Raw genomic sequence first — 18,996 nt, 5'->3', positions numbered from 1 at the left:
CTGACTCATGCCAGCGTGTTTTCTTCCGTCTTGGCGAGTGCCTGCGCCAACGCGTCTTTGAAGGCCATCCAACCCAGCAGCGCGCATTTGACCCGCGCCGGGTACTTGGCCACCCCGGCGAACGCGATCCCGTCGCCGAGCACCTCTTCGTCCCCTTCGACGGTCCCCCGCGACGACACCATCTCGTGGAATGCGTCGAATGTGGCCAGGGCCTGCGCCACCGTCAATCCGATCACCTGGGTGGCCAGCACCGACGTCGCCGCCTGCGAGATCGAACATCCCTGCCCGTCGTAGGAGACGTCGGCAATCTGCTCACCGTCATCGGAAACCGCCACGCGCAAGGTCAATTCGTCGCCGCACGTCGGGTTGACGTGGTGGACCTGCGCTCCGTAGGGCTCCCGCAGCCCGCGATGCTGCGGATGCTTGTAGTGATCAAGGATCACTTCCTGGTAGAACTGCTCGAGGCGCATGTCTCACGCTCTCCCGAAGAACGTCACGGCGCGCTGAATCCCCGCCAGCAGACGCTCGACCTCGTCGTGGGTGTTGTACACGGCGAACGACGCACGGGCGGTGGCCGCCACATTGAACTTGCGGTGCAACGGCATCGCGCAGTGGTGGCCCACCCGCACCGCGACACCGTCGTCGTCGAGTACCTGGCCGACGTCGTGGGCGTGCACACCGTCGACCACGAAGGAGACCGGCGAACCGCGGTCGGTCATCGTCGTCGGCCCGACGATGCGCACCCCGTCGATACCGGCGAGGCCCTCGAGGGCGGCGGCCACCAACTCGCGCTCGTGGGCTTCCACGACGTCCATCCCGATGGCGTCCAGGTACCGCGCGGCGGCGGCCAGCCCGACCACCTGCGAGGTCATCGGCGTGCCGGCCTCGAAACGTTGCGGCGGCGGCGCATAGGTGCTCGACGACATGGTCACGGTCTCGATCATCGATCCGCCGGTGATAAACGGCGGCAGCGCCGCCAACAGCTCACGCCGGCCGTAGAGCACACCGATCCCGTTGGGGCCCAGCATCTTGTGTCCGGAGAAGGCGGCGAAATCGACGTCCAGCCCGTGCAGGTCGACCGGCTGGTGCGGCACCGACTGGCAGGCGTCCAACACGGTGAAGGCGCCCACCGCACGAGCTCGCGACACCAGTTCGGCGACCGGCGCCAGCGCGCCGGTCACGTTCGAGTGATGGGTGAAGGCAACGACTTTGACCCGCTCGTCGAGGTCCAGCGAATCCAGGTCGATGCGGCCGTCGCCGGTGACCTCATACCAGCGCAGCGTCGCCCCGGTGCGCCGCGCCAGTTCCTGCCACGGAATCAGGTTGGCGTGATGCTCCAGTTCGGTGGTGACAATGACGTCGCCCGGGCCGACCGCGGCTTCGAACCGGTCGTCGCCGAGCGCATAGGACACCAGGTTCAGCGACTCGGTGGCGTTCTTGGTGAGCACCAGCTCGTCCGGATCGGCGCCGACGAAGCGCGCGATGGCCGACCGGCCGTCCTCGTAGGCGTCGGTGGCCTCCTCCATGAGCTGGTGCGCCCCGCGGTGCACCGCGCCGTTGGAGTGCAGCAGAAACTCCCGCTCGGCATCGAGCACCTGCAGCGGGCGCTGCGAGGTCGCCCCGGAATCGAGGTAGGCCAGCCGGCTTCCGCCACGCATGACGCGGCTCAGGATCGGGAAATCCGCCCGAATCGCATCCAGGTCCGGCGCCGCCGGACGACTGGGCGACAACGTCGTGTCGGAAACCGTCATCAGGCCCCCGCCGCTCCCGCCGCTGCCGCATCGGAGAAGCGTTCGTAGCCCTTCTCCTCCAGCTCGTCGGCCAGCTCCGGACCGCCCGACTCCACGATGCGCCCACCCGAGAAGACGTGCACGAACTGGGGCTGGATGTAGCGCAGGATCCGGGTGTAGTGGGTGATCAGCAGAATGCCGCCGTTCTCGGTCTCCTGATAACGCTGCACCCCTTCGCTGACCACCCGCAGCGCGTCGACGTCGAGGCCGGAGTCGGTCTCGTCGAGGATCGCGATCTTGGGCTTGAGCAGGCTCAGCTGCAGGATCTCGTGACGCTTCTTCTCCCCGCCGGAGAAGCCCTCGTTGACGTTGCGCTCGGCGAAGCCGGAGTCGATACCCAATTCGGTGAAGGCCGCGCGCTGCTCCTTGATCCAGGCGCGCAACTTCGGGGCCTCGCCGCGTACCGCGGTCACCGCGGTGCGCAGGAAGTTCGACATCGACACCCCGGGCACCTCGACCGGATACTGCATGGCCAAGAAGAGACCCGCTCGCGCACGTTCATCGATGGCCATCTCCAGGACGTCCTGGCCGTCGAGGGTGATCGACCCGGATGTCACGGTGTACTTGGGGTGTCCGGCGATCGCGTACGACAGGGTCGACTTGCCCGAGCCGTTCGGGCCCATCAGGGCGTGTGTCTCACCGGAGTTCACCGTCAGGTCGACTCCGTGCAGGATCGGGATCGCCGCCGCACCGTCCTCGCCGGCGCCGCCCGGCGACACGCTCACGTGCAGGTCCTTGATCTCCAGTGTGCTCATTGCTGTTCGGTGTCCTTAAGTCTTGGTGGTCAGTTGTTCTCGGTGACGGCGAGTTCGCGCTCGACGGCCTCGGTGAGGCGTTCCTGGACGAACGGCACCGGGATCTTGGCGATGATCTCGCCGAAGAAACCGCGCACGATCAGGCGCCGGGCCTGATCCTCGGGGATGCCGCGTGCTTGCAGATAGAACAACTGCAGGTCGTCGAAGCGCCCGGTCGCGCTGGCGTGGCCGGCCTGCACGATCTCCCCGGTCTCGATCTCCAGGTTCGGAATCGAATCCGCCCGGGCGCCGTCGGCCAGCACCAGGTTCCGGTTCACCTCGAAGGTGTCGGTGTCGACGCCCGTCGCGCGAATCAGCACGTCGCCGACCCAGACGGTGTGGGCGTCGGGCAGGCCCGAACCGGGGTCGCCCTGCAGCGCGCCCTTGTAGAGCACGTTCGAGCGGCAGTTGGGCTGGCTGTGGTCGACCAGCAGGCGCGATTCGAGGTGCTGGCCGTCGTCGGCGAAGTACAGGCCGAGCAGCTCGGCGTCACCGCCCGGCCCGTCGAACCGCACTCGCCCGGTCAGGCGCACCAGCTCGCCGCCCAGCAGCACCGCGCTGTGGCGCAGCACCGCGTCCTTGCCCAGCGCCGCGTGATGCATGGCCACGTGGACCAGATCCGGGGCCGCCTCGGCGAGCCACACCACGGTCAGCTTCGCGGCGTCGCCGACAACGAACTCGACGTTGTCGGCGTAGGTTCCGCTGCCCCGTACGTCGATCACGACCGTCGCCTGCGACAGTTCCTCGGCGCGCAGTTGCAGATGGCCGTAAGCCGTGGTGCCCTCGCCGGGACCGGTGACGGTGATCGTGATCGGCTCCTCGACGACGGCCTCCTTGGGCACGGTGACCACCGTCGCCTGCTGGAATGACGAGAAGGCTTGGGCTGCAACACGATCAGCGGGAATGCCCGCGGCACCCAGCCGGTCATCGCCACGTGCGACGGTCTCGACCCGCACCGCCGCGTCCGCGGTGACGTCGATGACGGCCGACGCGTCGGCCACCGCCGAACCGTCGTGCAGGCCGCGCAGCCGGCGCAGCGGGGTGAACCGCCAGATCTCGTCGCGGCCGTGCGGCACCTCGAAGGCGTCGACGTCGAACGAGGTGAACTGCTCCCCCTTGTTGATGCCTTCGGCTGCCTCGGTCAGGTTGGTCGGCGAAGCGGACCCCAGATCAGTCGAAGCCACTAGCCCACCGAGCCTTCCATCTGCAGCTGAATCAGCTTGTTGAGTTCCAGCGCGTATTCCATCGGCAGTTCCTTGGCGATCGGCTCGACGAAGCCGCGCACCACCATCGCCATCGCCTCGTCCTCGCTCAGGCCGCGGCTCATCAGGTAGAACAACTGGTTCTCACTGACCTTCGACACGGTGGCCTCGTGGCCCACGGTGACGTCGTCCTCACGGATGTCGACGTAGGGGTAGGTGTCACTGCGGCTGACGTCGTCGACCAGCAGCGCGTCGCACTTCACGCTCGACTTCGCCCCCTGGGCGCCCTTGTGGATCTCCACCAGGCCCCGGTAGGAGGATCGGCCGCCGCCGCGCGCCACCGACTTCGACACGATGTTGGACGACGTGTTGGGTGCCAGGTGCAGCATCTTGGCGCCGGTGTCCTGGTGCTGGTCCTCACCGGCGAACGCCACCGAGAGCACCTCGCCCTTGGCGTGCTCACCGGTCATCCACACCGCCGGGTACTTCATGGTGACCTTGGAGCCGATGTTGCCGTCGACCCACTCCATGGTGGCGCCCTCTTCGGCCCGCGCCCGCTTGGTGACCAGGTTGTAGACGTTGACCGACCAGTTCTGGATGGTGGTGTAGCGGCAACGGCCGCGCGGCTTGACGATGATCTCCACCACCGCCGAGTGCAGCGAGTCGCTGGAGTACACCGGGGCGGTGCAGCCCTCGATGTAGTGCACGTAGGCGTCCTCGTCGACGATGATCAGGGTGCGCTCGAACTGGCCCATGTTCTCGGTGTTGATCCGGAAGTAGGCCTGCAGCGGAATGTCCACGTGCACACCCGGCGGCACATAGATGAACGAACCGCCGCTCCACACCGCGGTGTTCAGCGCCGAGAACTTGTTGTCACCGGCTGGGATCACGGTGGCGAAGTACTCCCGGAACAGCTCCTCGTGCTCCTTCAACGCGGTGTCGGTGTCGAGGAAGATCACACCCTGCTCTTCCAGGTCCTCGCGGATCTTGTGGTAGACCACCTCGGATTCGTACTGGGCGGCCACCCCGCCGATGTAGCGCTGCTTCTCGGCCTCCGGGATACCCAGGCGGTCGTAGGTGTTGCGGATGTCCTCGGGCAGGTCATCCCAGGTCTGGGCCTGCTTCTCGGTGGACCGGACGAAGTACTTGATGTTGTCGAAGTCGATCCCGGACAGATCCGAGCCCCAGTTGGGCATCGGCTTCTTCATGAACGTCCGGTAGGCCCGCAACCGGGCTTCGAGCATCCACTCCGGCTCGTTCTTCTTCGCCGAGATGTCGCGCACCACGTCCTCGGACAGGCCACGCTGGGCCGCGGCGCCCGCGGCATCGGTGTCGGCCCAACCGTATTCGTACCGGCCCAGCGACGCGATCGTCTCTTCCTGGGTGGGCTCCGCTGCTGCGGTGGCCTCCGGTGTGAGTGTCATGGTGACGCCCCTTCAGTGCTCGTGATGGCTTCGGCGCAGGCTGGGCGCCGAAGGTCGATCGGTGCTGCTATTGCTTTTTTGCCGCGGTACCGGACCGGCCGGCTTTGGTGGTCTTGCCGGCCCTGCCGGACGTGGTGCTCTTGATGGTCAGGGGTACGTGGGTGGTGCAGACGTACCCGCCGTCGGCGATGGTCGCCAACCGCTGGACGTGGGTGCCCAGCACCTCGGCCATCGCCTGCCGCTCGGCGCGGCACAGCTCCGGGAACTCTTTGGCGACATTGGCCACCGGGCAGTGATGCTGCAGGATCTGCACCCCCGGGACACCGCCGTCCACCCGCGCGGTGCTGGCGACGTAGCCGGCCTCGGTCAGCGCCGCGGCGATGCGTTCGGCGGTCGCCTCGAGATCCCCGTCGGTGTCGGGGTCGCCGACGGCGGCCACGGCGGCGACCTCGGACAGGATGCTGTCGATGCGCTGCCGGGCGAAGGCCACCACCGCGTCTTCGCCGCCGATCTCGCGCAGCTGGCGCATCGCCGCCACCGCGAGGTCGTCGTAGCGGTGCCCGAGCTTGCCCCGGCCGGCCTCGGTGAGCTGGTACCGCTTGGCCGGCCGGCCGCGCCCCACCTGCTGCCAGGACGCCGCCGCGTGCGCCTCGGCGTCGCCCATCTCGATCAGCGCGTCGAGGTGGCGACGCACCCCGGCGGCCGACAGGCCCAGCTGGGCGCCGATGTCACCGGCGGTGATCGAACCGGACTCCATCAGCAGGCGCACCACCGCCTGGCGGGTGCGACCCTCGGGTGAATCATGGCTGCCGGCGAGGTCGGCGGCCGGTTGAGGCGCAGCCGAAACCGCACCGCCGGGACGCTGCCCGGCGGTTTGGGGTGCGGCCTTGGCCTCAGCCTTGAATTTCACAACACCAGTGTGACGCAATTCGGGTGCGGGGTCCAGAAAGGGTTACCTCAGTTCGGCACGAATCGGCCGTAACGCTGGTCACAGTGCGCTCCTGCCGGTCGGCCGAGGATATCGGAGACGGGCCGTTACGCTGCTGGGATGGCAGCCCGCCGGCACTCGCTGAGCAGCTCGATCGCCCATCTGCACGGCGACGAGCGCACGATCAGCGCCCCCCTCAACGACGCCGAACTCGTCGCACTGCGGCGCACCCGGCTGTTCGGGGCCACCGGCACGGTGTTGATGGCCATCGGCGCCCTCGGGGCCGGCGCCCGACCGGTGGTCCAGGATCCGACTTTCGGGGTGCGACTGCTCAACCTGCCGTCTCGGCTGCAGACGGTGGCGCTGACCATGACCACCACCGGGGCAGTGATGATGGCCCTGGCCTGGCTGATGCTGGGCCGCTTCGCGCTGTCTTCGGGCGGACCGGGCCGCCGGATGTCACGCAGCCAGCTCGACCGCACGCTGCTGCTGTGGATGCTGCCGTTGCTGGTCGCCCCGCCGATGTACAGCAAGGACGTCTACTCCTACCTGGCGCAGAGCCAGATCTCCCGACTGGGGCTGGACCCCTACCGGGTGGGCCCGGCGCCGGCCCTGGGGCTGGACCACGTGTTCACCTTGTCGGTGCCCAGCCTGTGGCGAGAGACGCCGGCCCCCTACGGGCCGCTCTTCTTGTGGATCGGCCGCGGGATATCGGCGCTGACCGGGGAGAACATCGTCACCGCGGTGTTGTGTCATCGGGTGGTGGTGCTGGTCGGCGTGGGGATGATCGTGTGGGCCGTGCCGCGGCTGGCGGCACGGTGCGGGGTGGCCGAGGTCAGCGCCCTGTGGCTGGGTGCGGCCAACCCGCTGCTGTTGATGCACCTGGTCGCCGGTATCCACAACGAGGCGCTGATGCTCGGCCTGATGCTGACCGGCACGGAGTTCGCGCTGCGCGGGATCACCGCGGCCAAACCTCTGCTGCCGAGCCGGTGGCGCCGCCCGCAGGACTGGGCTCCACTGGCCGAACTGCTCACCGGAGCGGTCCTGATCGCGATGTCGTCGCAGGTCAAACTGCCGTCGCTGCTGGCGCTCGGATTCGTGGCGATGGCCCTGGGCTGGCGCTGGGGCGGCGACCTGCGGGCATTCCTGCTCGCCGGCCTCGGCACCAGCGTCCTGGCGGCGGCCGTGATGGGCCTGATCGGCTGGGCCAGCGGTCTGGGCTTCGGTTGGGTCTACACGCTGGGCACCGCCAACGTGGTCCGCAGCTGGATGTCGCCGCCGACGCTGATCGCCCTCGGCACCGGCCAGGTGGGAACCCTGCTGGGTTTGGGCGATCACACCACCGCCGTGCTGTCGCTGACCCGTGGCATCGGCGTGCTGATCATCGGGGTGATGGTCATCTGGCTGCTGCTGGTGGTCTTCCAGGGCCGGCTGCATCCGGTCGGTGGGCTCGGCGTCGCACTCGGCATCACGGTGCTGCTGTTCCCGGTGGTGCAGCCCTGGTATCTGCTGTGGGCGATCATCCCGCTGGCCGCCTGGGCGACCCGGCCGAGCTTCCGGATCGCGGTGATCGCGGTGACCCTGGTGGTCGGGATCTTCGGCCCGACCGCGAACGGTGACCGGTTCGCCCTGTTCCAGATCGTGGACGCCACGCTGGCCAGCGCCGTGGTGGTGCTGGCGTTGTTCTTGCTGACCTACCGGCACCTGCCATGGCGGGAATTACCCGCCGCGGCCGCCCAACCCGACCGTGAGGCGCAACCGGGAGCCACCCCGCGGCCCGCCCCCGTCGCCGACGCTTACGCTGATTCTCCGTGAGCTCAGCTGTGGCAGTGCGGTTGCGCGGGGTGCGTAAGCGTTACGGGGCCGGTCCGACGGCGACCGAGGCGGTCGCCGGCCTTGATCTGGAGGTCCACACCGCCGAAGTGTTCGCGCTGCTGGGCCCTAACGGCGCCGGCAAGACCACGACGGTCGAGATGTGCGAGGGCTTCGTGCGCCCGGATGCCGGCACCATCGAGGTGCTCGGGCTCGACCCGATCGCCGACAACGACCGGCTGCGGGAACGCATCGGGGTGATGCTGCAGGGCGGCGGCGGCTACCCCGCGGCGCGCGCCGGCGAGATGCTCAAGCTGGTGGCGTCGTACTCGGCGAACCCGCTGGACCCGCAGTGGCTGCTGGAGACCCTGGGCCTCACCGACGCGGCCCGGACCACCTACCGCAGGCTCTCGGGCGGACAGCAACAGCGGCTCGCGCTGGCCTGCGCCCTGGTCGGTCGCCCGGAGCTGGTGTTTCTCGACGAACCGACCGCCGGCATGGACGCCCACGCGCGGCTGCTGGTGTGGGAACTGATCGACGCGCTGCGCCGCGACGGCGTGACGGTGGTGCTGACCACGCACCACCTGCGGGAGGCCGAGGAACTGGCCGACCGGCTGCTGATCATCGACCACGGCAAGGTGGTCGCCGCCGGCACCCCTTCGGAACTGACCCGCAGCGGCGCCCAGGGGCAGGTGCGGTTCACCGCACCGCCCCGACTGGACTTGTCGTTGCTGCTCACCGCGTTGCCCGAAGGCTATCGGGCCAGCGAGCCGCAACCCGGCGAGTACCTCGTCGAAGGCGCCGTCGACCCGCAGGTACTTGCGACCGTGACCGCATGGTGCGCCCGCCTCGACGTGCTGGCCACCCAGCTGCGGGTGGAGCAGCGCAGCCTGGAGGACGTGTTCTTGGACCTGACCGGACGGGAGCTACGCCCATGAGTCACGCCGGCGACGATGCAGAGCGAAGAATGAGCGATGCTGAGGAGTGGCGCCAATGAGCACTGCGCAGGTCTTCGCGCCCGGCACCTTTACCCCCGACCCGCGCCCGGCCGGCGTGCCGGCGATGCTGGCCGCGCAGTACCGATTAGAGCTGACCCTGCTGCTGCGCAATGGCGAACAGCTGCTGTTGACGATGTTCATCCCGATCACGTTGCTGATCGGGCTGACGGTGCTGCCGCTGGGCCCGTTCGGCGAGGGTCATGCCGAGCGCGTCACCACCGTGCTGCCGGTGATCATGTCGCTGGCCGTGATCGCCACCGCCTTCACCGGCCAGGCGATCGCGGTGGCATTCGACCGCCGTTACGGCGCGCTGAAACGCCTGGGCGCCACCGCACTGCCGGTATGGGGAATCATCACCGGCAAGTCGCTGTCGGTGGCGACCGTGGTGCTGTTGCAGTCGGTGCTGCTCGGGTTGATCGGCATCGCCCTGGGCTGGCGGCCGACACCGCTCGGGCTGGCACTGGGCGCGGTCGTCATCGCACTGGGCACGGCGTGCTTCGCGGCGTTGGGGCTGCTGCTCGGCGGCAGCCTGCGAGCCGAGATCGTCCTGGCCGTGGCCAACCTGATGTGGTTCGTGTTCGGCGGGTTCGCGGCGCTGACGGTGGAAACCGAGCTGGTGCCCGGCGCGGTCCGCTGGCTGGCCCGGCTGACGCCTTCGGGGGCGCTCACCGAGGCGCTGGCGCAGGCCCTGGCGGTCTCCCTCGACTGGTTCGGCGTCGCGGTGGTGGCGGCGTGGGGGCTGCTGGCCGGCCTCGGCGCGGTGCGCTGGTTCCGGTTCAGCTGACCTACTACGGCATGTAGTTACCGATCCTCTACGATCAGCCCCGTGGGACGCTTCCTGATGCGCCTGGTGGATCTGCTGCCCGATCCCAGTCTGCGCACCCAGCGGTTGCTGGCCGCCGCCGTCGTCTTCACCCAGGGCTTCATCTCGGTCAGCGGAGCGATCGTCCGCGTCACCGCGTCCGGACTGGGCTGCCCCACCTGGCCGCAGTGCTTCCCGGGCAGCTACGTCCCGGTCGCGGTCTCGGAGGTGCCGCGAATCCATCAGGCCATCGAGTTCGGCAACCGGATGGTGACCTTCGCGGTGGTCATCACCTCAGCGCTGGCGGTGCTGGCGGTGATCCGGGCGCGGCGGCGCCGGGAGGTGCTGGTCTACGCCTGGCTGATGCCGGCCTCCACGGTGCTGCAGGCGCTCATCGGCGGCATCACGGTGCGCACCGGGCTGGCCTGGTGGACGGTGGCGGTGCACCTGCTGGTCTCGATGCTGATGGTCTGGCTGGCGGTGCTGCTGTACGTCAAGGTCGGTGAGCCCGACGGCCAGAACGTCGTGGTACGCCACCGGGTTCCCGTCCCGTTGCGGCGGCTGACCGCGCTGTGCGCCGTCATGCTGGCCGCCGTACTGGTCACCGGGACCCTGGTGACCGCCGCCGGACCGCACGCCGGCGACAAGAGCACCACCCGCACCGTCGCTCGGCTCAAGGTCGAGGTGGTAACGCTGGCCCACCTGCACGAGTCGCTGCTGATCGGCTTCCTCGGGCTACTGGTGGGGCTGGCATTCGGGCTGGCCGCGGTACAAGCGGCCAAACCGGTGACCAACCGGCTCGCCTGGTTGACCGCGCTGACCCTGGCGCAGGGGGTGATCGGGGTCGTCCAATACTTCACCGGGGTGCCCGCGGTGCTGGTCACCATCCACGTGGCGGGCGCCGTGCTGGTCACCGGAGCGACCGCGGCGCTATGGGCGTCGCTGCGCGAGCGGGCCCAACCCGAGCCGCTCTAGCGCCGAGGTGACCTCCCGCGCGAATCGTCGCTGCGCGCGATCACATTCGTCGGCGCCGAGTTCACCCCAGCCCAGGTCCGGCGCAACCAGATCCAGGCCGACCAGCCGCGCGTCGGCGCCCGCCCCGGTCACCTCGGCGCGCGCGTAAAGCAACTCCTCGATGCGGATACTCAAGCGTTCGGCGGCAGCGCGCAGCGCGGCGCGGCCGACGTCCCACAACTCGAAGTCCGGGTCGGTACCCGCGGCGCCGAACGCGTGCGAGCGGCCGGCGCCGAAGAACACCAGTGCCGTGCGCTCGGTGGCCGCTCCGGGCGCCGTCGGCACCCCGTCACACTGCAAGTCGGCCAGGTAGCGGGGATCGGCGTTCCAGGCCACCACCTCCGGGGGGTTCAACAGGTTGCGCACCCGCTTGGACCACGCCGTGAATTCGGCGCGCCGGTCCGGTTCCCCGCCCGCCGACCGCAGGATCACCAGGTCGGCCTCGAGGGTTTCCGGATCATCCCAGGGCAGTCGGCGGGCGTGCAGGCCGCGGTGGCGCAGCGCGCGCACCAGGCCGGCGTCATCACCGGCGCCAGAATCGTCGTCGTCGCGCCGCGAATCGCCCGCCAACACGATGCGCGGGTGGAAGATATCGGGCCGGGCCAGCTTCATGCAGACTCCACAGTCGGAGATGATAGTCACCATGCACGCTGTGGAAATCGCCGCGACCGGCGGCCCTGAGGTCTTGGAACTGGTCGACAGGCCGCAACCGTCCCCCGCCGCCGGGGAGGTGGTGATCCGGTCCGAGGCCATCGGGGTCAACTACATCGACACCTATTTCCGCTCCGGGATCTACCCGGCGGAGTTGCCGTTCGTGCTCGGCACCGAAGCCGCCGGCGTCGTGGCCGAGACCGGCGCGGGTGTGACGACGCTGAGCGCGGGTGACCGCGTGGTGACGGCGGCCGCGACCGGTGGCTACGCCCAGTACTGCACGGCGCCGGCAGCGTTGACCGCGCCCATCCCGGCCGGCGTCGACTCCGACGTGGCGGCGGCCGTGCTGCTCAAGGGCCTGACGGCGCATTACCTCATCAAATCGGTCTATCCGGTCCAGCCCGGCGACACCGTGTTGCTGCACGCCGGCGCCGGCGGAGTCGGGCTGATCCTGACCCGGTGGGCCACAGCGCTGGGCGCCCGGGTCATCACCACCGTGTCGACCCCGGCGAAAGCCGACTTGTCCCGAGCGGCCGGCGCCGCCGAGGTCCTCGACTACCCCGGCTCGGACGACACGGCCGCCGCCGCCTTCGGCGCCCGCATCCGGGAGTTGACCGATGGCGCCGGGGTCGCGGCGGTGTACGACGGCGTGGGTGCGACGACCTTCGACGCCAGCCTGGCCAGCCTCGCCGTCCGGGGCACGCTGGCACTGTTCGGCGCGGCCAGCGGACCGGTTGCACCGGTGGATCCGCAACGGCTCAACGCCGCCGGCTCGGTGTACCTGACCCGGCCGAACCTCGTCCACTTCACCCGCAGCGAGCAGGAATTCTCCTGGCGCGCAGGAGAATTGTTCGACGCGATCACGGGAGGAGCGATCGAGGCGGCGGTCAGCCGGCGCTACCCGCTGGCCGAGGCCGCCGACGCGCACCGGGATCTGCAGGGCCGCAAGACCACCGGTTCGATCGTGTTGATCCCCTAAAGACGAGCCGCCGGCCCACAGGCTCAGCCGGCCCGCCAACTCTCCGGCAGCAACGGCAGCCGCGGCCCGTCGGCGAATTCGGCGCCGCCCAACCGCGCCAGGCCCGCGGCACGGGCGGTGCCCTCGCGCACCGCGCCGGCGCGGCCCAGCTCACCGGCGCCGTGATCGGACGCCGCGTCCGACCCCCAGTCCGGCTCCACACCGACGGTCAGCGTCATCGCGGCGTCTTCGTGGCCCGCCCTGGTCTTGCGCCGGCGGCGCCGGGCCGACCGCCGGGAATCCGCGGCCGCCCCGGCTGCTGCGGCGTCGGGGGTGGGCGCCTTCTTCTTGGCGCCCGTCGCGGCCCCGGCCCGGGCGCCGAGCCCCGACCCGAAATCGATTCCCGGGCCGCCGCCGATCAGGTAGGGAAACGCAAACGAGCCGGCCGGCGCCGGAGCCGGCGGCGGCGGCGCCATGGCAGCCGGGGCAGCGCCGGCGGCGGCCGGGGCCGGCGGTGGTGGTGCGGACGGCGGCGGCGCGACCGGCATGGTCGGGCCGACCGCGGTCGCCTCGACGGTGAGCACCGGGGACACCGGCGGGGCGGGGACGCCGGCCGTCGGCGCCGCTGCGCCCAACCCGGCCAGGCCGGCCAGCCCGCCCAGGGATCCGGCCGGCGCCACCACCGCGCCGGCGGCGACCCCCACCAGCGCTGGGGACTGGCTGATCGCGGTGGCCAATTGGGCGATGTGGGTCGGCCAGTCGAACAGGACCAGCACCGCGAGATATTGCAGCGCCGGGATGATCCGGGTCGGGTCCTGCGCCATGTACGTGAAGTCCCCGTACAGTTCCAGGGTCCGCGCGAGGTACCAGATCGGTTGGGCGGCATTGGAATAGTAGTCGTAGGCATAACCGTTGAGGGTGCCGGCGGCCGGGTCCCAGTTGATCCCGAGGTTCTGCAGGAAATGGGAGACGGCGGTGCTGAAGGCGTTGGAGATCATCGGATCATGGGCGGCGACACCGTCTTGGATGCCCAGACTCTTCAGGATCGGCTCGAGGACGTCGAGCAGCCCCTGCAACGGGTTCTGCGACGCGGGCTCGGAGGTGGCAGCGGCTCGTTGAATCTGCGGCGCCATACCGGTGTGCGGCGCGGCGGCCACCGCCGCACCCGCCACCGCCTCATAGGTCGCCATCGTGCCGGCGGCCTGCACCCACATCCGGAGGTAGTCGGCTTCGTTGACCGCGATCGGAATGGTGTTGATGCCGAAGAAGTTGGTGGCCACCAGCACGGCGTGCGCCGCGTGATTGGCGGCCAGTTCCGGCAGTGTCGGCATCGCCGCCAACGCAGCGCTGTAGGCCGCCGCCGCGGTCTGGCACTGCGCGGCGGCCACCGCACTGTGCGCGGCCGCTTGGCTCAGCCAGGCCAGGTACGGCCCGTGGGCGCCTAGATAGGACTCCGCGCCGGTCCCCTGCCACACCCCGGCTTCGACGGTGGCCAGCACGGCGGTCAGCTCTTCGGCAACGGCCGTGTACTCGGCGCTCAAGGACGACCAGGCCCCCGCCGCCGCCAACAGCGGCCCCGCGCCCGGCCCGGCGCTCAGCAACGCCGAATGCACCTCCGGCGGTGACGCCATCCATACCCCTGGCACAACCATCGAGTTTACCCGATGGGAACTTTGTTTTTCGGGTACCCAAACTTTATCGGTCGGTGTCGGCTCCGCCCCAGCTATCGGGCAGCATCGGCTGCTGCGGCCCGCCGCCGAACGCATCGTTGAGCCGGGCCATCCCCGCGGCGGACCGGCCGTTGGCCGCATTGCCGGCGACACCGAGCGTTCCGGTGCCCCGGTCGGCGGCCGCCGGGTCGTCGTCGGGCAACTGCCACTCCGGGTCGACACCGACGCCCATGGTCATGAACTGATCGGCGTGGCGGCGTTTGGCGACGCGCCGTCGGCGCCGGGCTTGGGCGCTCCGGCGATCGGCCTCCCGTGCCGCCGCGGCCGCCGCGGCGCTGTCGGGTTCGGCGGCCTTGCGGGCGGCGCGGGCGGCGGTGGCCATTCCCGAGCCCGATCCGATGCCGGGTCCGCCGATCAGGTAGGGCGGAACTAATGTCGCGCCGGCCGCCGGCGGCGGCCCGGCCACTGCCGGCGCGGGGCCGGCGGGGCCGGCTGCCGGCGCCGGTGGGGCCGGGGCCGAGGCGGTGACGGTTCCGGGCACCCCCGGTGCGGGCGGGCCGGTCCCCATCGCGGGCAACGCATGACTGCCGGGGCCAGCCGGCAGCGCCGGGATCGGCGCCGCGGACTGCGGCAGGCCGGCCAATCCGGCCAGCCCGGCGAAACCACCCACGGCACCGACCGGGGCGACCACCACGGCGAGCGCCGCGGCGAACAACTGCGGCGACTGCCCCACCCAGGAGGCGATCTCGGCAAGGTGTGTCGGCCAGTCGAATTCGACGAGCTGGACCAGATACTGAAAGGCCAGCGCCGGATTCTGTTGGAAATTCACCCCGAGCTGCTGGAAATCCTCGAACAGCTCAAGCGCCCGGACCAACCAGAACAGCGGCTGGTTGGGATCGACGTACTGGTCGTAGGGGATTCCGTTGACCATGGCGTGGGCGGGGTCCCAGTTGAGCTGTCCGTTGCTGGCCGTCTGCAGCAGCTGGGCGATCAGCTGATCCAGTGGATCGTTGACGGTGGGGTCGGTGCCCTCCTCGTCGCCGTCGGCGTGGGCGTGGGCCTTGAGAATCGGGGGCGCCGGCGACGTGTGCGGAGTCGAGGCCACCGCCGCGCCGCTGACCGCCTGATAGACCGACATCGTCGTCGCGGCTTGCACCCACATCCGTACGTAGTCTGCCTCGTTGAGTGCAATCGGGATGGTGTTGAGCCCGAAGAAGTTCGTCGCCACCAGCACCCCGTGGGTGAGGTGATTGGCCGCCAGTTCCGGCAGCGTCGGCATGGCCGACAGCGCGCTGAGGTAGGCCCCGGCGGCGGTCTCGTAGTGGGCCGCGGTCGCCGCGCTGTCCGCCGCGGCCTGCCGGAGCCAGGACAGGTAGGGGGCATGGGCCAGCACGTAGGAGTCCGCGCCGGACCCCTGCCACGCCCCGGCCTGGGCCGCCCCGAGCAACCCCATGAGTTCCTCGGCGGCTTCGGCGTACTGGGCGCCCAACGCCGACCAGGCCGCGGCCGAAGCCAGCAGTGGGCCCAGTCCCGCTCCGGTACCCAACAGCGCCGAGTGCACCTCCGGCGGAGATGCCATCCAGACCCGCACCGGCGCGGTCACCGCCGGACGCCCACCGACTTATTGAATATGATTTTCATTAGCGATAATTGAATACCCGTTGCCGCCGCCGGCGCAAGGCACTCCACCCTCGCGTTACCTGGGGGCAAGCTGGGAGATCGGCGTGCCGGCCGGCGGCCGCCGACAACTCAGAACAGCGTGGGCAGGCCGATGGCCGAGTCCACCGCCAGGGCGCAGAACACCACCGCCAGGTAGTTGTTCGACTGCAGGAACAGCCGCAGCGGCTTGACCGGCTCGCCGCGACGCACCCCGGCGTAGAGCTGGTGGGCCATGGCCAGGAACCAGACCCCGGCCAGAAACGCGACCGAGGCGTACAGCCACCCGGCGGCCGGCACCAGCGCCAGCGTGGCGATGACGGTGGCCCAGGTGTAGACCACGATGCGGTGAGTGACGACACGCTCGCTGGCGACCACCGGCAGCATCGGCACCCCGGCCGCCGCATAGTCGTCCTTGTAGCGCATGGCCAGCGCCCAGGTGTGCGGCGGCGTCCAGAAGAAGATCACGGCGAACATCACCAGTGCCTGCCAGCCGACGGTGCCGGTCACCGCCGACCAGCCGATCACCACCGGCATGCAACCGGCCGCACCGCCCCACACCACGTTCTGGGAGGTGTGCCGCTTGAGCAGCATCGAATAGACCAGCACGTAGAAGGCGATGGTAGCCACTGCCAGCAGCCCCGACATCAGGTTGGTGAACCGCCACAGCCAGACGAAGGAGATGGCGCCGAGCACCAGGCCGAAGACCAGCGCGTTTCGGGTCGGCACCGCGTCACGGGCCAGCGGCCGGCGGGCGGTGCGCTTCATCACCTTGTCGATGTCGGCATCGACCACGCAGTTCAGTGCGTGGGCGCCCGCGGCGGCCAGCATCCCGCCGATGAGCGTGTTGAAGATCAGCAGCGGATTCACCGTGCCGCGGTCCGCCAGCAGCATCGCCGGGATGGTCGTGACCAGCAGCAATTCGATGATCCGCGGCTTGGTCAGCGACAGGTACGCCAGCAGGGTGCTACGCACGGCGCGTATTCGGCGCGGCGCAACGCGCTCCCGAATACTCACGTGATGACTCCTCAGATGGCAGCAGCGACGCCGGCGTCTACTACGGACGATGGTAGACCGCTCTGTCGGGTCGACCGAATCCCAGGGTCGATTCATGGGTAATCCACCCGCTGACGCCGACCTGCAACACTGCCCGTACCCGCATTAGGGTGAGAACCAACCAGGCTTGTCGACAATGAGGACGTTCGTGACCACTGCTGCAGAGATCTCCGCCCTGACCCGCCCGCACCACCCCGCCGACTGGGCCGAGATCGACTCGGTCGCGGTCGACACCGCCCGGGTGCTGGCCGCCGATGCGGTCCAGAAGTGCGGGAGCGGCCATCCCGGCACGGCGATGAGCCTGGCACCGCTGGCCTACACGCTGTTCCAGCGGGTGATGCGCCACGACCCCGCCGACACCCACTGGCTGGGCCGGGACCGGTTCGTGCTGTCCTGCGGGCACTCCAGCCTGACGCTGTACATCCAGCTCTACCTGGGCGGCTTCGGGCTGGAGCTGGCCGACCTCGAGGCGCTGCGCACCTGGGGCTCCAAGACGCCCGGGCACCCGGAGTTCCGCCACACCACCGGCGTGGAGATCACCACCGGGCCGCTGGGCCAGGGCCTGGCTTCGGCGGTCGGGATGGCGATGGCCGCCCGCTACGAGCGCGGCCTGTTCGACCCCGACGCCGCCCCGGGCGAGAGCCCGTTCGACCACTACGTCTACGTGATCGCCTCCGACGGCGACATCCAGGAAGGCGTCACCAGCGAGGCGTCCTCGCTGGCCGGCGTGCAGCAGCTGGGCAACCTGATCGTGTTCTACGACCACAACAAGATCTCCATCGAGGACGACACCGCGATCGCCATGTGCGAGGACACCACGGCCCGCTACCGGGCCTACGGCTGGCACGTGCAGGAGGTCGAGGGCGGCGAGAACGTCACCGGCATCGAGGAGGCGATCGCCAACGCGAAGGCCGTCACCGACCGGCCGTCGTTCATCTCGCTGCGCACGATCATCGGCTATCCGGCCCCGGACAAGATGAACACCGGCGCCGCCCACGGCGCAGCGCTGGGCGACGACGAGGTCGCGGCCACCAAGAAGTTGCTCGGGTTCGATCCGGACAAATCCTTCGACGTCCGCGAGGACGTGATCACCCACACCCGGGGGCTGGTGGCCCGCGGCAAGGCGGCGCACGCCGACTGGCAGGCCCAGTTCGAGGCATGGGCGGCCCGCGAGCCGGAACGCAAGGCGCTGCTGGACCGGTTGCTCGCCGACGAGCTGCCGGACGGCTGGGACGCCGACCTGCCCTACTGGGAGCCGGGATCCAAGGCGGTGGCCACCCGCGCCGCATCCGGCAAGGTGCTCTCCGCGGTGGGCCCGAAACTTCCCGAATTATGGGGCGGCTCAGCCGATCTGGCCGGCAGCAACAACACCACCATGGACGGCGTCAAGTCGTTCGGCCCGGCGTCGATCTCGACCAAGGACTTCACCGCGGACCCGTACGGACGCACCCTGCATTTCGGGATCCGCGAGCACGCGATGGGCTCGATCCTGTCGGGCATCGTGCTGCACGGCCCGACCCGCGCCTACGGCGGCACCTTCCTGCAGTTCTCCGACTACATGCGGCCCGCGGTGCGACTGGCGGCGCTGATGGACATCGATCCGATCTACGTGTGGACCCACGACTCGATCGGTCTCGGCGAGGACGGGCCCACCCACCAGCCGATCGAGCACCTGTCGGCACTGCGCGCCATCCCCCAGCTGTCGGTGGTGCGCCCGGCCGACGCCAATGAAACCGCCTACGCCTGGCGCACCGTGCTGGCCCGCGGCGCCGACAGCGGCCCGGTCGGGCTGATCCTGACCCGCCAGGGGGTGCCGATCCTGGAGGGCACCGACGCCGACGGCGTCGCACGCGGCGGATATGTGCTCGGCGGGGCCGGCGCCGAGCAACCCGACGTGCTACTGATCGCCACCGGTTCAGAGGTGCAACTCGCGGTGGAAGCACAGAAACTCTTGGCGGACAAGGACATCAATGCACGGGTGGTGTCGATGACCTGCCTGGAGTGGTTCGAGTCCCAACCGGCCGAGTATCGCGACGCGGTGCTGCCACCCGCGGTGTCGGCGCGGGTCGCTGTCGAGGCCGGCGTCGCGCAGTGCTGGCATAAGCTGGTGGGCGACACCGGGGAGATCGTCTCGCTCGAGCATTACGGCGAATCCGCGGACTACCAGACCTTGTTCCGCGAGTTCGGATTCACCGCAGAGGCCGTCGTCGCCGCCGCCGAACGCGCCTTGGAGAGATGACG

The 18,996-nt window shown here is 69.9% G+C and carries 15 protein-coding genes and 1 pseudogene; 6 read left to right on the top strand and 10 right to left on the bottom strand.

What is annotated here, in order from left to right; genetic code table 11:
• Window positions 1-5: 5 nt before the first annotated feature.
• The 6 genes from sufU to AWC24_RS17325 all read right to left on the bottom strand — a co-directional run bounded on the left by sufU (window position 6) and on the right by AWC24_RS17325 (window position 6,120).
• Window positions 6-470, bottom strand: a complete 465-nt coding sequence (sufU, locus tag AWC24_RS17350) for a Fe-S cluster assembly sulfur transfer protein SufU (protein WP_085086993.1) — start codon at window positions 468-470, stop codon at window positions 6-8.
• A 3-nt stretch (window positions 471-473) separates the two neighbouring features.
• Window positions 474-1,751 (bottom strand): cysteine desulfurase, encoded by a 1,278-nt coding sequence (locus tag AWC24_RS17345; RefSeq protein ID WP_085086991.1) that lies wholly within the window; start codon window positions 1,749-1,751, stop codon window positions 474-476.
• Window positions 1,751-2,545, bottom strand: coding sequence for a Fe-S cluster assembly ATPase SufC (sufC, locus tag AWC24_RS17340; RefSeq protein ID WP_085086989.1), 795 nt, complete (start codon window positions 2,543-2,545; stop codon window positions 1,751-1,753). The genes AWC24_RS17345 and sufC overlap by 1 nt, the downstream gene beginning before the upstream one ends.
• Window positions 2,546-2,574: 29 nt before the next feature.
• Window positions 2,575-3,768, bottom strand: a complete 1,194-nt coding sequence (gene sufD / locus AWC24_RS17335) for a Fe-S cluster assembly protein SufD (protein WP_174813607.1) — start codon at window positions 3,766-3,768, stop codon at window positions 2,575-2,577.
• On the bottom strand, window positions 3,768-5,210 hold the full coding sequence (gene sufB / locus AWC24_RS17330; protein ID WP_085086987.1) for a Fe-S cluster assembly protein SufB: 1,443 nt from the start codon (window positions 5,208-5,210) through the stop codon (window positions 3,768-3,770). Before sufB ends, sufD begins: the two co-directional genes overlap by 1 nt.
• A 67-nt stretch (window positions 5,211-5,277) precedes the next feature.
• Window positions 5,278-6,120, bottom strand: coding sequence for a helix-turn-helix transcriptional regulator (locus AWC24_RS17325; RefSeq protein ID WP_085086985.1), 843 nt, complete (start codon window positions 6,118-6,120; stop codon window positions 5,278-5,280).
• Between the two features lie 72 nt (window positions 6,121-6,192).
• Between AWC24_RS17325 and mptB the strand changes: the two are divergent.
• From mptB to AWC24_RS17305, 4 genes and pseudogenes are all read left to right on the top strand, one after another.
• Window positions 6,193-7,953: pseudogene (mptB, locus tag AWC24_RS17320) on the top strand (polyprenol phosphomannose-dependent alpha 1,6 mannosyltransferase MptB); the annotation flags it as partial.
• Complete coding sequence (locus AWC24_RS17315; RefSeq protein ID WP_109560520.1) at window positions 7,950-8,888, top strand: ABC transporter ATP-binding protein; 939 nt, start codon at window positions 7,950-7,952, stop codon at window positions 8,886-8,888. The pseudogene mptB and the gene AWC24_RS17315, both read left to right, overlap by 4 nt.
• Window positions 8,889-8,943: 55 nt before the next feature.
• Window positions 8,944-9,732, top strand: a complete 789-nt coding sequence (locus tag AWC24_RS17310) for an ABC transporter permease (RefSeq protein ID WP_085086981.1) — start codon at window positions 8,944-8,946, stop codon at window positions 9,730-9,732.
• A gap of 57 nt (window positions 9,733-9,789) precedes the next feature.
• Window positions 9,790-10,725: a COX15/CtaA family protein gene (locus tag AWC24_RS17305; RefSeq protein ID WP_085087187.1), complete on the top strand. Its 936-nt coding sequence runs from the start codon at window positions 9,790-9,792 to the stop codon at window positions 10,723-10,725.
• Here AWC24_RS17305 and AWC24_RS17300 read toward each other — a convergent pair.
• On the bottom strand, window positions 10,681-11,376 hold the full coding sequence (locus tag AWC24_RS17300) for a DcsG N-terminal domain-containing protein (protein ID WP_085086979.1): 696 nt from the start codon (window positions 11,374-11,376) through the stop codon (window positions 10,681-10,683). The genes AWC24_RS17305 and AWC24_RS17300 overlap by 45 nt on opposite strands.
• 31 nt (window positions 11,377-11,407) lie before the next feature.
• Between AWC24_RS17300 and AWC24_RS17295 the strand changes: the two genes are divergently transcribed.
• Window positions 11,408-12,394, top strand: coding sequence for a quinone oxidoreductase family protein (locus tag AWC24_RS17295; protein WP_085087185.1), 987 nt, complete (start codon window positions 11,408-11,410; stop codon window positions 12,392-12,394).
• A gap of 23 nt (window positions 12,395-12,417) precedes the next feature.
• Here the strand turns inward: AWC24_RS17295 and AWC24_RS17290 are convergent, their stop codons facing one another.
• The 3 genes from AWC24_RS17290 to AWC24_RS17280 all read right to left on the bottom strand — a co-directional run bounded on the left by AWC24_RS17290 (window position 12,418) and on the right by AWC24_RS17280 (window position 16,716).
• Window positions 12,418-14,025: a PPE family protein gene (locus AWC24_RS17290; RefSeq protein ID WP_085086977.1), complete on the bottom strand. Its 1,608-nt coding sequence runs from the start codon at window positions 14,023-14,025 to the stop codon at window positions 12,418-12,420.
• Between the two features lie 43 nt (window positions 14,026-14,068).
• Complete coding sequence (locus tag AWC24_RS17285; RefSeq protein WP_085086974.1) at window positions 14,069-15,646, bottom strand: PPE family protein; 1,578 nt, start codon at window positions 15,644-15,646, stop codon at window positions 14,069-14,071.
• 146 nt (window positions 15,647-15,792) lie between these two features.
• Entirely contained in the window at window positions 15,793-16,716 is a 924-nt protein-coding gene (locus AWC24_RS17280) for a heme o synthase (RefSeq protein ID WP_085086972.1), read from the bottom strand.
• Window positions 16,717-16,903: 187 nt separating this feature from the next.
• Here AWC24_RS17280 and tkt point away from each other — a divergent pair, with 187 nt between their 5' ends.
• Window positions 16,904-18,994: a transketolase gene (gene tkt / locus AWC24_RS17275; protein WP_085086970.1), complete on the top strand. Its 2,091-nt coding sequence runs from the start codon at window positions 16,904-16,906 to the stop codon at window positions 18,992-18,994.
• Window positions 18,995-18,996 lie beyond the last annotated feature (2 nt).

The organism is Mycolicibacter senuensis (assembly GCF_002101885.1).
Classification (GTDB): Bacteria; Actinomycetota; Actinomycetes; order Mycobacteriales; family Mycobacteriaceae; genus Mycobacterium; species Mycobacterium senuense.
This window is presented reverse-complemented; position numbering and strand designations above follow the sequence as displayed.

What these genes read in the sequence shown, in the direction of transcription:
- AWC24_RS17295 (WP_085087185.1), top strand. Translation starts at nt 11,408, where the DNA reads ATGCACGCTGTGGAAATCGCCGCGACCGGCGGCCCTGAGGTCTTGGAA.
- AWC24_RS17290 (WP_085086977.1), bottom strand. Translation starts at nt 14,025, where the DNA reads ATGGTTGTGCCAGGGGTATGGATGGCGTCACCGCCGGAGGTGCATTCG.
- AWC24_RS17305 (WP_085087187.1), top strand. Translation starts at nt 9,790, where the DNA reads ATGCGCCTGGTGGATCTGCTGCCCGATCCCAGTCTGCGCACCCAGCGG.
- AWC24_RS17345 (WP_085086991.1), bottom strand. Translation starts at nt 1,751, where the DNA reads ATGACGGTTTCCGACACGACGTTGTCGCCCAGTCGTCCGGCGGCGCCG.
- sufU (WP_085086993.1), bottom strand. Translation starts at nt 470, where the DNA reads ATGCGCCTCGAGCAGTTCTACCAGGAAGTGATCCTTGATCACTACAAG.
- AWC24_RS17300 (WP_085086979.1), bottom strand. Translation starts at nt 11,376, where the DNA reads ATGAAGCTGGCCCGGCCCGATATCTTCCACCCGCGCATCGTGTTGGCG.
- AWC24_RS17310 (WP_085086981.1), top strand. Translation starts at nt 8,944, where the DNA reads ATGAGCACTGCGCAGGTCTTCGCGCCCGGCACCTTTACCCCCGACCCG.
- sufB (WP_085086987.1), bottom strand. Translation starts at nt 5,210, where the DNA reads ATGACACTCACACCGGAGGCCACCGCAGCAGCGGAGCCCACCCAGGAA.
- sufC (WP_085086989.1), bottom strand. Translation starts at nt 2,545, where the DNA reads ATGAGCACACTGGAGATCAAGGACCTGCACGTGAGCGTGTCGCCGGGC.